Here is a 13,751-nt window from a genome sequence, read left to right on the forward strand (position 1 = left end):
GCAGCCTCCACTTCTCTTGTCTATTCCCATCCATACTGCGATAAACTCTCTATGCCCAGGCGGCAAGAGGGAAGCAGGTTCCTCCCTCTTCTATTTGCTGATCACTGGTCTTGCATCCTCGAATAACGTATAACGCAGCTTCTCGTCGTTCAGCACTTTCTTCCAAGGATCCTCTACTTGCTGCAGGGCAAGCTCGATTCTCTCCACCAGTTCCTTACGCTGCTTGGGATCGTCCAGGATAACCGCTCGGATATGTTCTAGTCCCAAGCGCTCTACCCACTCCGATGTTCTCTCCAGGTACTTACCGGTTTCACGGTAATACTGCATCAGGGCTCCGCAGATTTCGATCAGCTCTTCATCCGTTTTCACCTTGCAGAACGAATCCGCCAGACGTGCCTTCGTGCCGCCGTTGCCTCCAACGAATATTTCCCATCCACCGTCATTGCCGACAATCCCAATATCTTTCGTGCACGACTCGGCACAGTTTCGCGGACATCCATTGACCGCCATTTTAAATTTCGCCGGAAAATCCAGTCTTTCGAATTTCTCCTCGAGGAATGCTCCCATGCCCATCGAATCCTGCGTACCGAAACGACAGAATTGGGATCCTACACAGGTCTTCACGGTCCGCAGCGATTTGGCATAGGCATAACCCGACGGCATATCGAGCTCTTCCCAGACGCTCGGTAAGTCTTCCTTCTTAACACCTATGAGGTCCAGCCGCTGTCCGCCGGTAACCTTGACAACCTTCACATTATATTTAAGCGATACATCCGCGATTTTCTTCAAATCCTCCGGCGTGGTAACGCCGCCGTACATTCTTGGAACGACCGTATAAGTGCCGTCTTTCTGAATGTTGGCGTTCATCCGTTCGTTGACAAAACGGGATTCCCTCTCCTCCTGATGGGTTACCGGGTTCAGCATGGCCAGATAATAATGAATGGCCGGGCGGCATTTCGAGCAGCCTTCCGGGTTGCTGAAGTTCAGAACATGCATGACTTCCTTCGTCGTGGTAAGTCCCTTCGCACGGATTTCCGCGACGATGTCATCCCGATCGAGTGTCGTGCATGAGCATATGCCTTGTTTGCCTGCGGCCTTAAAGCCATCGCCCAATACGCTCTGGAGTATTTGCTCCACAACAGGTTTACAGCCGCCGCACGAGCGGGTAGCACCTGTGCAAGCTTTGATCTCATCCACTGTCGTATGACCTTCGAGAGTAATGGCATCTACAATGGCTTTCTTGGTTACGCCGTTGCATCCGCATACGATCTCATCGTCAGGCATCTTTTCCAGCGAAAATGCCTTGCTGCCTCCTGTCCCTGCACGATCCGTGCCCATGATTGAATCGTAAATCTCATCCGTCATGGCTGTCTTTTTCCGAATCATGGATTGAAGGCTTGCCGAATCGCTCACATCTCCGAACAATATCGCTCCGACAATGATATTATCGCGGATTAATATTTTCTTATATGTCTTGCGCCAATCATCTTTCGCGGTGATCACCGCGTGTTCGGCTTGCTCCATGAACTCGCCGGCAGAGAATACATCAACACCGCTGATTTTTAGTTTCGTCGATACAATGCTTCCCTCGTAAGGCTTGCCTTCCACACCGCACAGATGTTTTGCGAGTACCTGTCCCTGTTCGAACAACGGCGCAACCAGGCCGTAGCATACGCCCCGATGCTCGCAGCACTCGCCAACCGCATACACATCCGGCCAGGAAGTTTGAAGATAATCATTAACTACGATTCCACGGTTCACTTCGATTCCGCTCGCTTCGGCGATCGCGCTGTTCGCTCTGATGCCCACTGCCATGACCACCAGGTCGACCTCAAGCTCATCCCCATCCTTGAACCGGAGTCCGGTGACCCTGGTATCTCCCAATATTTCGGTTGTTTGTTTGCCTAGTAAGAAGTTGATCCCCTGGTGTTCAAGCTCCCTTTTCAGCATGCTGGATGCCATTGAATCCAACTGGCTCTCCATCAAATCCTGCATGAGATGTACCACCGTCACCTCCATGCCGAGGCTGACCAATCCCTTGGCAGCTTCCAGACCCAGAAGCCCCCCGCCGATGACTGCCGCTTTCTTGTACGCCTTAGCGGCCTCCAGCATCTGGGTGCAATCGGCTATGTTACGAAAACCGATAACGCCTTCTTTGCCACTACCCGGTACGGGTAAAATAAAAGGCTTCGAGCCTGTTGCTATCATTACTTTGTCATACGGCACCGTCAATCCGTTGTCGGCTGTCACGACCTTGCGCTCTCCGTCAATCGCCGTTACGGTGACACCCGTGTGCAAAGTGATATGGTTATCCTCGTACCATTTCCAATCATTCAATACAATGTCATCCAGGGTTTTGCTGCCTTCCAACACATACGACAGTATAATGCGGTTATAATTCGGATGAGGCTCCTGTCCAATGACGGTGATGTCAAAATTCCCACCCAATTTAATGATTTGCTCGACCGTACTAATCCCGGCAATACCGTTGCCAATGACAACTAATTTTTCTCTCTTTATATTGGACATAAGTTTGATTCCTCCCCAACACGTTTATCTAGATCGTGGTATTCCGTTCCTTTCACATAAATTATATCGTCTGACGGCATTATTTTTTGTGATATATTTCACATAAATCGTTAAAATTTTAAACAATAATGCCAAATAACCCTGTCCGCGTCGGAACAAGGTTATGATGAGAAAACGCTCTATATAATGTCGGCTTCCATATAGGCTCGTTCGCCGCTTGGCACTTTTAAATAAGGGCGAATACCCGCAAACCCCTTCGCATCCAGATTTACCCCGGTCATCCAGTTCCCCTCTAATAAGCCGCCATCCGATTGCATAGTGACGGCAGGCGCCTGAATATGCTCCTGATACAGAACGATGCCGGCCTGTATGGTCTTAAAGGCTTTTCCCTGCTCCACCAACGGTACGGCGCTGATATACGTAGGCACAAAGTAATTCGCAATCACATCCAGCTCTTCCCCGTCAAAAAACGGCTCGCTGCCAAGGAAGGGATGCATCATCACGATTTTCTCATAGAGTGACCAGACGATCATCTGCAGAAATCTTCCCGTTCGTCCCATATTCTGTCCGGTAGCATGAAATCGATCGGTTTCATAACCAATGAACTTCCATCCCCCGGGGGCTTTGACCCATTTCTGAAACATGACGGAAGCACCGGTACCGTTTTGGGTAACGTTTTCTGCAGGCTCCGGGCTTGTTCCAGACGCAGCTAACCACAGGGAATCCGGCACATACTGGCTCAGCATCCGTTTGGTTTTCTCACAAATATGAAGCACTTTTAATGAAGCGTTTTCAAGTTCTGAGATGTCCTCTTGTCCATAATGGAAACGGGAGATATACGTTCGCTTGGTCATGGGCTCGCCTCCTTGATATGCCGCTCTCGTTATTTACATCATATAGCAGCCGGGTCCGCTTGGTGCATGTCCACATATTCTTGCCGTAAATAAACAGCAACCATACTTCCGTTTAGAAAAAAAACCCTGAAATGAGGATGTCTCATGCCAGGGTTTAATCATCAAGGGGAGTCTTAAGATGACTCATCTTTCGACCCATTGTTCTGCCCAGGATGCAATTTGCTCCATCACCGGACGAAGTGCTTTGCCTTTTTCAGTCAGTTCATATTCAATACGTACCGGTGTTTCCGGGTAGACATGACGAATCAGTATCCCTTCACATTCCAAATCCTTCATCCGCTCGGAGAGCATTTTATCGCTCATGGACGGAATCAAATTTGAAATATCCTTAAAGCGCTTAGGTCCGCTCATCAACGTTTGAATAATCAAACCGTTCCACCGTTTGCCCAGAAAAGAAAATGCAGATTCAAAACGGGGACACATCGTAACATTTGTAACTTCCATATCCCTTCACCTCTTTACGAAGTCACCTTGTTTATAGAAACTCATAAGCTTTATCAAAAAACTAGAAAACTTACGAATTGTAAGTATGTTTCATTTTAGCACATTTCCGAGAAACTGAAAACCACCTAGCCCCTATTTCCCATAAAATCAGCTTTTATCCCATAAAATACGAGCCAAAATATCCAAATCATTCTGGATCCATGTGGACAATTTCCTATTATACAGTACGGCCGCTGGATGGAACATAGGGAATATCTTATAGGTTTCCTCCGAAAACCTATAGCCTGCGCTTGGATTCTCCGGGTCTGCAGCTTGCTGGACCGGGCCCTCCATCAGTTTGCCGTGAAGCGATGTCACCGTTTCATGACTTCCGATTAATCGGTGCAGTGCCGTATTTCCCATGGGTGCGATCATGTGCGGGCGAACCCACCGGATCTCTTCATCAAGCAAGGTGCATGGGCCCATATTTCCGCCTTCGTCGGTGTACGATTAGAACGGCTGATGACGCTCTCGCCCGTGGATCTCACGATTAGCTTTTCCTTATAGGGCCTGCTTCTCATGGCACTGGTAATATACACTTGCTCCCGGGTCAGGTTCAGGCGTTCCAGGTAGGCATTCATCTCTTGCCCGGCCTGCCCTACAAAAGGCAAACCTTCCAGAACTTCATGGGCGCCCGGTGCTTCCCCAATAAACATAATCTTGGCGAAACGGACTCCTCTCCCCAGCAGGAAGCCCTCTACGGGTTGATGGACAAGCTTGGCCTGGCATATGGCGATGGTTGCGGGATCTACAGGTGCGCTTTGTACTTCCTTCATCTGTACAGCCCCCCTTCTTGTATATCATACAATACCCCATACTTAGGTATATTCTATCCCTAGCCGGGAAAAACATTTCGGAGAACATTCACCGCCAACGATAAAACGAGCCGCTCAAGGGCTCCCCCTGAACGGCTCGTTATTGCATGGCTTCTTAATAAGCGCTCATAACTTTAGACTAAAACGGGAAGCGCGCGAACCGGCTGACTGTTGCCAAAGGTTTGCTTGCCTGCTGTAGAATAAGCCCAGTTAATCGCATTGGTGATCACTTTCAGCACTTCGGGGTTGTAGTAGGTTGGATAGGTCTCATGCCCCGGACGGAAATAGAAAATGTTTCCATGGCCACGTTTGAACGTGCAACCGCTGCGGAATACTTCGCCGCCTTCGAAATTGCTGACAAATACCAGCTCGTCTGGGGCTGGAATATCGAAGAACTCGCCGTACATTTCCTCGTGCTCAATGATGATCGGGCCTGTAATTCCTGCCGCAATCGGATGCGTCGGATTTACACTCCAGATAATTTCTTGTTCTCCTGCTTCGCGCCATTTCAAATCGCAGCTTGTGCCCATCAAAGCTTTGAACGGCTTGGAAAAATGTCCGGAATGAAGAACGATCAGACCCATGCCATCCTGCACGCGTTTTACGACCTTGCTTACGATTTCATCTCTTACCTGGTCATGAGCCATATGCCCCCACCACAACAGCACATCGGTTGAATCCAGCACATCGTCCGTCAATCCATGCTCCGGCTGATCGAGCGTTGCCGTTCTGATAACAAAATCCGGATTTTGCAGACCCTCCGCCAAAGCCGTGTGAATCCCGGCTGGATAAACGTTCCGAACCTCATCATGGATTTTCTCGTGTACGAATTCATTCCAAATGGTTACGTTAAGCATCTTGCTGTTCCCCCTAATTGCTTATTCGGTTGTTACTCTAAGCTGTTAGACCCACCACATTTCTCCGAGGGGCTCTTCGATCAGCACTTGCTGAAGGTTTTGCACCGCTTTGGAGAAGCCTTCTTCAATCGACATCAATCCATCTTCATGTTCAATGCTTACGACATAATCATATCCAACCAGACGAAGGGCACTCATCATATCGGCCCATTCCTTCACGTCGTGCCCATAGCCTACGCTGCGGAACTGCCAAGCGCGATCCAGCATGTTGGCATAAGACTGCATATCGGTCAGACCGTGCTTGTTCACGTTGATTGGGTCAATGCTCGTATCCTTCGCGTGGAAGTGGTGAATTGCCCCTTCGCGGCCCAAAATTTGAATCGCTTGAACAGGATCAATCCCTTGCCACCACATATGACTGGGATCGAGGTTGGCACCGATCACTTCGCCTGCGGCTTCACGTAAACGGAGCAGCGTGCCAGGCGTATGAACGGAGAAGCCTCCGTGCAATTCCAAACCAATCTTCACATTGCGGTCTGCAGCAAATTTACCCCATTCGGTCCAGTAAGGAATGACCTTGTTATCCCACTGCCAAGTCAGAATCTCTTGGTAGTCGTTAGGCCAAGGCGCAACCGGCCAGTTCGGGTATTTGGCATCCTCATGGTCGCCCGGGCAGCCGGAGAAGGTGTTAACAACAGGTACTTCAAGCTTCTCGGCAAGCTCTACCGTTTTTACGTATGTGTCATGGAACTCTTTCGCGATCGCTTTTTGCGGATGAAGTGGGTTGCCATGGCAGCTCAGCGCGCTAATGATCAACCCACGGGATTCGACCGCATTTTTGAAGTTTTTCAGCGCGGTTTCATTCTCCATCAGCTCGACCGGGTTGCAATGCGCATTTCCCGGATAACCGCCTGTTCCGATCTCAACCGCTTTAAGACCCTTGGATGCCACATAGTCCAAAGCATCCTCCAATTTACGTCCGCTCAACAATACCATAAATACGCCTAATTTCATTGTATACCTCCTGGTTTACCTTAATATAGTAGGGATTGCAAGATTTAGTTATCGAAATAAACCGCTTTTCCTGTCTTCGCAGATTCATAGATCGCTTCCAGAATTTGCGTTACAACAAACGCTTGCTCCGGCTTAACTACAGGGTCCTTATCCTCAATAATAGCCTCCAGCCACATTCTGGCTTCACGGTCCGCATCATTTTCCTTGGAGCCGGAATAGAACGCTACGCCGCCGGCATTCAAATCCACTTTGGTTTCATACAATCTGCTCATTTTCTCGCCGTTAATACGCAGACCGTCCTTCATGTCAGCTCCGCCTTCCGTACCCGCCAGCACAGCTTTCGCTTCGCCTGTCTCAACAACGTTAAGGGCCCAGCTGGATTCCAGAATAATCGTTGCGCCGTTCTCCATCGTAATGAACCCGAATGCCGAATCCTCTACCTTGAACTCCTTCGGATCCCAAGGACCGAACGCATTCGCCGCATTCTCCCGTTGACCAAGTTTATGGAACGTGGATCCCAGCACGCTCTTCGGCTTGTAGTTGTCCATCAGCCACAAGGTCAAATCCAGTGCATGGGTACCGATATCGATCAACGGACCTCCGCCTTGCTTCTCTTCGTCAAGGAATACGCCCCAGGTCGGAACGGCGCGGCGGCGAACAGCCAGCGCTTTACCGTAGTAGATCTCGCCCAGTTCGCCTTCCTCACAGACGCCTTTCAGATACATGCTATCATCACGGAAACGGTTGTTGTAACCGATGGTAAGTTTTTTCCCTGTACGCTTTGCGGCGTCCAGCATGGCTTTGGCTTCGGAAACGGTCTTCGCCATAGGCTTCTCGCACATCACGTGCTTGCCGGCTTCGAGGGATGCAACCGTAATCTCGGAATGGGAATCGTTAGGCGTGCATACATGAATGACGTCGATGCTGCCGTCTTGCAGCAATTCTCTGAAATCCGTGTAAACTTTTGCGCCTTCAACCCCGTACTCAGCAGCCGCCTTCTGCGCACGCTCTTCTACGATGTCGCAAAAGGCGACCAGTTCCGCCTGCGCCTGCTTCTTCAAGCTCGGCATATGCTTGCCGTTGGCGATTCCCCCGCAACCGATAATTCCGATCTTCAACGTTTTCGACATGTCCATTTCCTCCCCATAGGCATTTGATCATTTTGGATGATCTCCAAATATTAGTGCAACGCTTTCATGCGGACCATTTCCAAGAACTCACAACCCTGTCAGATCCGTCAGAAGCTGGTTTGCATGTCGTTCATAACCAGTGTACAAGAATATGAACCGGCCTGCCAGTTCGCTATTCCGACATGTTTGCCTGCTGCGGCGCCGGAAGTTTGCCGTAGCGGTATGTGCTTTGCAGAACGATATGTCGGCCCTCCAGCGAAGACTGCTGGAACGACTGCATAATCTCCAGGACGTGGTATGCCAGACGGGCACTCACGCGATGGTCCTTCTGCTCATGAATCGATTGGATCATATCGTTGATACCCAGCCCCCGCTCGTTCTTCCCGCATTCAAATGCGGGGTCAAGCAGCTCCCATTCATCGGAGCCGTGCTTCCGGAGCTTCACTTCGCCGTTAAAGAAGTTCGGGTCCCCGAGACTCAGGCTTCCCTGCGTGCCATAGATTTCGATCCAGGGCAGGTTCGATCCTCCAAAGATATCGAAACTGGTAATCATGGTTGCAATGGCACCGTTCTCAAAGTCCAGCGTCCCTGCTAAATGGGTTGGGGTCTGAACCGTGATCGGTTTTCCTTGGAGCGGGCCGGAGCCGATGGCGCGATCTGGAATCTGGATGCCTGTGGATGCGCTGATCCGGCTGGCAGGACCAAGCAGCTCTACGAGGGCCGATACATAGTAAGGGCCCATATCCATCATTGGACCTCCGCCCGACGCGTAAAAAAATTCAGGATTAGGATGCCAAGCTTCCGGTCCTGAACCCATCATAAACGCCGTCGCAGCAACAGGTCTCCCAATAAGCCCCGATTCAATAGCGGCTTTGGCCGTCTGTACGCCGGAGCCCAGAAACGTATCGGGCGCGCAGCCAACGCGAAGTCCTTTTTGATCTGCCATGTCTAGCACGCGGCGGGCTTCATCAAGGGTAATCGCCAGCGGCTTTTCACTGTAAACATGCTTCCCTGCTTCCAGCGAGGCAATATCCACATTGGCGTGGCTGGCCGGAATGGTCAGATTAATAATAAACTCAATGTCAGTCTGTGCGAGCATTTCCTGTACCGTATACACGTTCGGGATGTTGAACTCTTCGGCCTTCTTCAGCGCGTTGTCCGGAATAAGGTCAGCACATGCCACGACTTCAACCCAAGGGCTGTTCTTTAAGTTCGTGAAGTATACGCCGCTGATGTTTCCGCAGCCAATTATACCTGCTTTCATTTTTTTCATCGCTGTCACTCCTTGAGTGTTTTAGATGTGCTCGGACTAGTACCATGGTATTCTTTTATGCTTTCGTTTAAAATGAAGAATATGATTAAAACATGAACAATCTGGTCATTATTTTCTTATTCTTTAAAGGGGACTTTAGCAATGGATTCAAATCTTTCCAACCAAGTCGTAGCAGCGGATTTCTCATTTCATCGTAAACCTTTCAAGATGTCCCTGGCCGACGGTTTCGACACCTACTTGATGCGATGGCAGACCGACGGCAAATGCCGCGCCAAAATTGACGACGAGCTGTCGCTCGTTGAAGCAGGGGATCTGTTGATCTTCACGCCAGGACAACCCTATGAACTCCGAATAGATGACGAATATAACGCTTTGGGTGAATTAACCATCGAAAGCGGAGATTACCATATTTTTTTCAAGGGTCCCTGGGCGGATGCTTGGTGGAATTCCAAGAAACGCCCTACCAAAATCCGGGTTCCACTGGAAGAACGCTACCTGAGTCTGTTTCGGCAAATTCTGCTGGAGCAGCGTCGTGTATCAGATCCTTATCCGGAGATTTCGGATTACACGGTCCGGATTCTGTGCCTCGAAGTGGACCGCCTGTTATCGGAGCAGCCATCGACCACACCCAAGACGTACCTAGCCTACCGCATGAAAAATTACATTGAAGAGAATGCCTCCTCGATGTTCAAGCTGGAGGATGTCGCGGCCCATGTCGGCATTAGTGTCTCCCGGGCAGTCCATCTGTTCAAAGAAGCGTTCGGCACCACCATTATGCAATACACCATGGACGTTCGCCTGAGCATGGCCAAGGAACGGATTGTGTTCAGCCCTCTGTCGCTGGAGGATGTCGCCGAAACGTCCGGCTTTGCCAACTATACTTATTTTCACCGCGTTTTCCGCTCCCGATTCGGCGTTTCACCTAAACAATTCCGCATGGCCAGCCGAACGTCAAACTGATCGTGCCAACTGTGCAGTAAAAAAGCGGGTCGACCAAGGTTTTCCCTTGATCGAACCGCTTCTTTCTTGAATCACATGTAAGATATTCCATGATTCCAAAATTACTTCTTGTCACGGTCTAGCGTGGCTGCTGCCTCGGATACAACGATAGCCAAGTCTTCATTTCCGAATAACGTCAGGACGCCAAGCAGGGTCTGATCCGGTATTTCGCCAGCTTCTTCCTTGGGCACCGTTAATTCCAGCACCCGTGCCAGCCGCTCATTGTCGGGCTGATTCGGATATGCCTTACGGTACAGTTCCACTGGGTCAAGTCCGTGATTCACACACCACTGTGCAAACACGAGGATCATCATATCCTCGTCCTGGCGGTACGACTCCGCAATGCGTTCTTCCACGGATTTTTCCGTATATTCCATTTGTTACCCTCCTCATGCGAAAAGGGCTTCGGAGCTCTCTTCGTTCATGAAGACATTATACCGTTTTCTTCCGCTCAGACAAAGTCTAAGCTAGTCGACCATCTTGACCTGCACCGGATGGCTCTTCGCTTTTTGGTCATTCTTCTTCTTCATCCAAGTTCCAAGACTGATGATAATGGCAATAACAAGAATTTCAAAACCATACTTCAGAACGCCATTGGCGAACCAGCTGTGAATCATCGGCTCTTCCACAATCATCTTCGATGCGGTCCAGGCTAACACTGCAGCACCGATCGTGATGATAATAGGAAAGCGATCCGTCAACTTCAGGATAATGGTACTGCCCCACACCATAATTGGAACCGAAATCGCAAGTCCGATAATAACCAGCATGAAGCTTTCGCCAGCAGCGCCAGCTACAGCAAGCACGTTATCCAGTCCCATCATCGCGTCCGCGATAATAATCGTACGGATGGCCGCCCACATCTGGTTGCCAGCGGAAATTTCATGCTGCTTCTCATCCACCATCAGCTTGTAGGCAATCCACAACAGGGCAAAGCCGCCGATCAAGCGCAAGCCGGGGATCATTAAGAGCTGTACAACGAGGAGTGTGGCCACGATACGAATCACAATTGCACCGACGGTACCCCACATGATGACTTTCTTCTGGTCCTCCTTCTGGACATTACGAGCGGCTAGCCCGATAACAATCGCGTTATCGCCTGCCAACACAAGGTCAATGAGGACAATCGATAGCAGCGCCATCCAAAAATCCATCGACATTATATCCATGCTTCTCCCATCCTTTCTGCATTTTCTTTAGGTTTCCACCTACCGATGTCCTCCACCAAAAAAAACGCTGTTCCCTTAGTTTACAAAGGTCTACAGCGTTTTTTGGGCGCAAAAAAAGACCTCCACCTCATTCATGAATAAATCAGGCAAAGGTCTCGCTAAACAACATAATCGTTGCCAATAAAGCCGGGGATGGTTCATCCCGTAATGACGACTTTACTTACGATCTAGAATTTATAAGTTATCAACGGAACCCATGAAATTCTATACCGCAAGAAAACCTACCTTTGAATCGCGGTCGCTCATCCTTGAAAGGCCACGATAGAAGGTTTTCTTATGAAGCTACTCCCCTTTGGGAACTATTCGGTTGGACATATTATAGCATATGAAAAATCGCCTGTATATTCAATTTTTCCCACCGAGATCGGATGCTTGGCTATCCGAAATGTGGGCAGCATTCCTGTTTTTTTGCTATCATGGTGCTATTCTGGTTGACTTTGACTTTCGCAAAGTGAGGATTATACATGAAGAGATGGATCATACCCGCAATTTATTCAACAGCCCTGGTGCTGGCATTTGCATACAGACGTGAAATCATAGACTGGCTGGGAGGAAATCCCCCGCTCTACCTGATGATCCTGCTGGCAGCCCTGCTTGCGTTATTTCCCGTTGCGCCCTATAAAGTCATTATCGCAATTCTCGGCTATGCGTATGGGACACTCTGGGCCGCAGCCATTTCGTGGTTTGGAACAACGATAGCGGCCGTCATCCTGTATGCGGCAATACGGTCCTTGTACCAGGAGCCTGGCAGGCGACTGCTTGGCAAATACGAGGCTCTCCATAGGTTTACATCCCTGGTAGAAAAGCGCCCGTTTCTGTCGATCCTGCTCGCGCGCTTACTGCCCATCATACCGCAAATGGCCGTCAATATTTATGCCGGCGTCGCATCCATTCCATTCTGGACGTACACGATCGCTTCAGCCATCGGTAAAATCCCAGCGATTCTCCTGTATGCCTGGCTGGGCAGCGGGTTTGCCGATCATCCGCTCCTCTTTGCGGGTATCGCGGGCGGACTTGTGCTGGTTACCGCTCTGTGCCTGGCCGCTATCCGGTGGTATAAAGGGAGACCGGCTTAAACGAAGCATGGTTTTGGTTTCCCTGACCAAAATGATTATAATATAGAGTAAGACTTACATTTATAAGTTATAACGATGGAGGGATAATAGATGAATAATCGTTCAACCCCAAGTGAATTGGCTACCTTTGCGGGAGGCTGCTTCTGGTGTATGGTCTCTCCTTTTGATGAGCTGCCAGGCATCCTGAAGGTCGTTTCCGGCTATACGGGCGGCCATAAGGAAAATCCGACCTATGAAGAGGTATGCTCTGATGCAACAGGTCATTATGAGGCTGTTCAAATCACGTATAACCCGGAAGTGTTCCCTTACGAAAAGCTGCTCGAGCTCTTCTGGCAGCAAATCGATCCTACGGATGAGGGCGGACAATTCCATGACCGTGGCACATCTTACCGAACCGCCATTTTTTACCATACGGAGGAGCAGCGTGAGCTTGCGGAGCAATCCAAACAAGCCGTAGCTGCCAGCGGACGATTCGACGGACCGATCGTAACGCCCATCATTCCCGCCAGCACTTTCTATGAAGCCGAAGAATATCATCAGGATTATCACAAGAAAAACCCGAGCCATTACAAACGCTATCGCAAAGGTTCGGGACGCGAGGATTTCATTGAGCAGCACTGGTCGGATCCGGTAGATCCGGCCGAGCTTAAACAGCGCCTGACACCGATCCAATATGAAGTGACCCAGAATAACGCAACCGAGCCTCCGTTCCACAATGAGTTCTGGGACCATCACGGAGAAGGCATTTACGTGGACATCGTTTCCGGCGAGCCGCTCTTCAGCTCAACGGACAAATATGATGCCGGCTGCGGATGGCCGAGCTTCACCCGCCCGATTCGCGAATACAACATTAAGGAAAAAATGGATCTTACCCATATGATGGTCCGCACCGAGGTAAGAAGCAAAAAAGGCGACTCGCACCTCGGCCATGTATTTGACGACGGACCTGGGCCGAACGGGCTTCGCTACTGCATCAATTCTGCGGCACTGCGGTTTGTACCGAAGGAAGAGATGCAGAAGGAAGGCTACGGCGAGTATTTGCAGCTGTTTGAATAAATCCAAGATTCCTAGTGCATTGCCTCTCAGGGCAATGCACTTTTTTGGTATGTTTAATCCCGTTTATTCAATCTGGCTGCACGGGGTAATATACATTACATACAAATTACAGATGAACTGGAGGGATTGCACTATGCCTTGGAGCAAACATGATTATCCGCCATCCATGAAAAATCTGGAGCCGCGGGTGAGGAATAAAGCCGTGGAAATTGCCAATGCCCTGCTGGAGGAAGATTACGATGAAGGTCGTGCCATCGCTATCGCCACCGCCAAGGCACAGGAGTGGGATGAGAATCATCCGAAAGACGAGAAATGAAGATCCGTGGCGTAAGCATACGAAAGAAGCTCACCCTGCATGGGGTGAGCTTCTCTTAGT

Annotated in this window: 13 protein-coding genes and 1 pseudogene; 4 read left to right on the top strand and 10 right to left on the bottom strand. The window is 49.8% G+C overall.

From position 1 onward, the window contains the following. Window positions 1-90 precede the first annotated feature (90 nt). From nirB to DP091_RS03290, 8 genes and pseudogenes are all read right to left on the bottom strand, one after another. Entirely contained in the window at window positions 91-2,529 is a 2,439-nt protein-coding gene (gene nirB / locus DP091_RS03255) for a nitrite reductase large subunit NirB (protein WP_113057037.1), read from the bottom strand. A 179-nt stretch (window positions 2,530-2,708) separates the two neighbouring features. Then, on the bottom strand, window positions 2,709-3,383 hold the full coding sequence (locus tag DP091_RS03260; protein WP_113057038.1) for a hypothetical protein: 675 nt from the start codon (window positions 3,381-3,383) through the stop codon (window positions 2,709-2,711). Between the two features lie 183 nt (window positions 3,384-3,566). Further along, window positions 3,567-3,887, bottom strand: coding sequence for a winged helix-turn-helix transcriptional regulator (locus DP091_RS03265; protein WP_071223811.1), 321 nt, complete (start codon window positions 3,885-3,887; stop codon window positions 3,567-3,569). A 147-nt stretch (window positions 3,888-4,034) separates the two neighbouring features. Next, window positions 4,035-4,702 (bottom strand): annotated as a pseudogene (locus DP091_RS32305) (uracil-DNA glycosylase). Between the two features lie 173 nt (window positions 4,703-4,875). Next, entirely contained in the window at window positions 4,876-5,598 is a 723-nt protein-coding gene (locus DP091_RS03275) for a ThuA domain-containing protein (RefSeq protein WP_113057039.1), read from the bottom strand. A gap of 45 nt (window positions 5,599-5,643) precedes the next feature. Next, a complete protein-coding gene (locus DP091_RS03280) occupies window positions 5,644-6,612 on the bottom strand; it encodes a sugar phosphate isomerase/epimerase family protein (RefSeq protein WP_113057040.1) in 969 nt (322 codons plus the stop codon). Between the two features lie 44 nt (window positions 6,613-6,656). Beyond that, window positions 6,657-7,742: a Gfo/Idh/MocA family protein gene (locus tag DP091_RS03285; RefSeq protein ID WP_071223807.1), complete on the bottom strand. Its 1,086-nt coding sequence runs from the start codon at window positions 7,740-7,742 to the stop codon at window positions 6,657-6,659. Between the two features lie 172 nt (window positions 7,743-7,914). Further along, window positions 7,915-9,015 carry a Gfo/Idh/MocA family protein gene (locus tag DP091_RS03290; protein ID WP_113057041.1) on the bottom strand — a complete coding sequence of 367 codons (1,101 nt, stop codon included), beginning with the start codon at window positions 9,013-9,015 and terminating at the stop codon, window positions 7,915-7,917. A 141-nt stretch (window positions 9,016-9,156) separates the two neighbouring features. Here DP091_RS03290 and DP091_RS03295 point away from each other — a divergent pair, with 141 nt between their 5' ends. Then, entirely contained in the window at window positions 9,157-9,975 is an 819-nt protein-coding gene (locus DP091_RS03295; protein WP_100536197.1) for an AraC family transcriptional regulator, read from the top strand. Between the two features lie 101 nt (window positions 9,976-10,076). On the opposite strand, the gene DP091_RS03300 is transcribed toward DP091_RS03295, so the two are convergent. Together DP091_RS03300 and DP091_RS03305 are read right to left on the bottom strand one after the other, a co-directional pair. Then, the gene (locus DP091_RS03300) at window positions 10,077-10,391 is read right to left on the bottom strand and encodes a hypothetical protein (protein WP_113057042.1); all 315 of its coding nucleotides are present in this window, start codon (window positions 10,389-10,391) and stop codon (window positions 10,077-10,079) included. A 90-nt stretch (window positions 10,392-10,481) separates the two neighbouring features. Beyond that, on the bottom strand, window positions 10,482-11,183 hold the full coding sequence (locus DP091_RS03305; RefSeq protein WP_113057043.1) for a TerC family protein: 702 nt from the start codon (window positions 11,181-11,183) through the stop codon (window positions 10,482-10,484). Between the two features lie 524 nt (window positions 11,184-11,707). On the opposite strand from DP091_RS03305, the gene DP091_RS03310 reads away from it, so the two are divergent. The 3 genes from DP091_RS03310 to DP091_RS03320 all read left to right on the top strand — a co-directional run bounded on the left by DP091_RS03310 (window position 11,708) and on the right by DP091_RS03320 (window position 13,691). Beyond that, window positions 11,708-12,319 carry a TVP38/TMEM64 family protein gene (locus DP091_RS03310; protein WP_113057044.1) on the top strand — a complete coding sequence of 204 codons (612 nt, stop codon included), beginning with the start codon at window positions 11,708-11,710 and terminating at the stop codon, window positions 12,317-12,319. A 90-nt stretch (window positions 12,320-12,409) separates the two neighbouring features. Then, the gene (gene msrA, locus DP091_RS03315) at window positions 12,410-13,375 is read left to right on the top strand and encodes a peptide-methionine (S)-S-oxide reductase MsrA (RefSeq protein ID WP_113057045.1); all 966 of its coding nucleotides are present in this window, start codon (window positions 12,410-12,412) and stop codon (window positions 13,373-13,375) included. A gap of 133 nt (window positions 13,376-13,508) precedes the next feature. Beyond that, window positions 13,509-13,691, top strand: a complete 183-nt coding sequence (locus DP091_RS03320; RefSeq protein ID WP_071223800.1) for a DUF2188 domain-containing protein — start codon at window positions 13,509-13,511, stop codon at window positions 13,689-13,691. Window positions 13,692-13,751: the final 60 nt, after the last annotated feature.

The sequence above is a fragment of the Paenibacillus sp. MDMC362 genome, assembly GCF_003269305.1.
Taxonomy (GTDB): Bacteria; Bacillota; Bacilli; order Paenibacillales; family Paenibacillaceae; genus Paenibacillus_AQ.

Excerpts from the sequence above, each read along its gene's own strand:
- nirB (WP_113057037.1), bottom strand. The coding sequence starts at position 2,529 with ATGTCCAATATAAAGAGAGAAAAATTAGTTGTCATTGGCAACGGTATT.
- DP091_RS03260 (WP_113057038.1), bottom strand. The coding sequence starts at position 3,383 with ATGACCAAGCGAACGTATATCTCCCGTTTCCATTATGGACAAGAGGAC.
- DP091_RS03265 (WP_071223811.1), bottom strand. The coding sequence starts at position 3,887 with ATGGAAGTTACAAATGTTACGATGTGTCCCCGTTTTGAATCTGCATTT.
- DP091_RS03275 (WP_113057039.1), bottom strand. The coding sequence starts at position 5,598 with ATGCTTAACGTAACCATTTGGAATGAATTCGTACACGAGAAAATCCAT.
- DP091_RS03280 (WP_113057040.1), bottom strand. The coding sequence starts at position 6,612 with ATGAAATTAGGCGTATTTATGGTATTGTTGAGCGGACGTAAATTGGAG.
- DP091_RS03285 (WP_071223807.1), bottom strand. The coding sequence starts at position 7,742 with ATGTCGAAAACGTTGAAGATCGGAATTATCGGTTGCGGGGGAATCGCC.
- DP091_RS03290 (WP_113057041.1), bottom strand. The coding sequence starts at position 9,015 with ATGAAAAAAATGAAAGCAGGTATAATTGGCTGCGGAAACATCAGCGGC.
- DP091_RS03295 (WP_100536197.1), top strand. The coding sequence starts at position 9,157 with ATGGATTCAAATCTTTCCAACCAAGTCGTAGCAGCGGATTTCTCATTT.
- DP091_RS03300 (WP_113057042.1), bottom strand. The coding sequence starts at position 10,391 with ATGGAATATACGGAAAAATCCGTGGAAGAACGCATTGCGGAGTCGTAC.
- DP091_RS03305 (WP_113057043.1), bottom strand. The coding sequence starts at position 11,183 with ATGGATATAATGTCGATGGATTTTTGGATGGCGCTGCTATCGATTGTC.
- DP091_RS03310 (WP_113057044.1), top strand. The coding sequence starts at position 11,708 with ATGAAGAGATGGATCATACCCGCAATTTATTCAACAGCCCTGGTGCTG.
- msrA (WP_113057045.1), top strand. The coding sequence starts at position 12,410 with ATGAATAATCGTTCAACCCCAAGTGAATTGGCTACCTTTGCGGGAGGC.
- DP091_RS03320 (WP_071223800.1), top strand. The coding sequence starts at position 13,509 with ATGCCTTGGAGCAAACATGATTATCCGCCATCCATGAAAAATCTGGAG.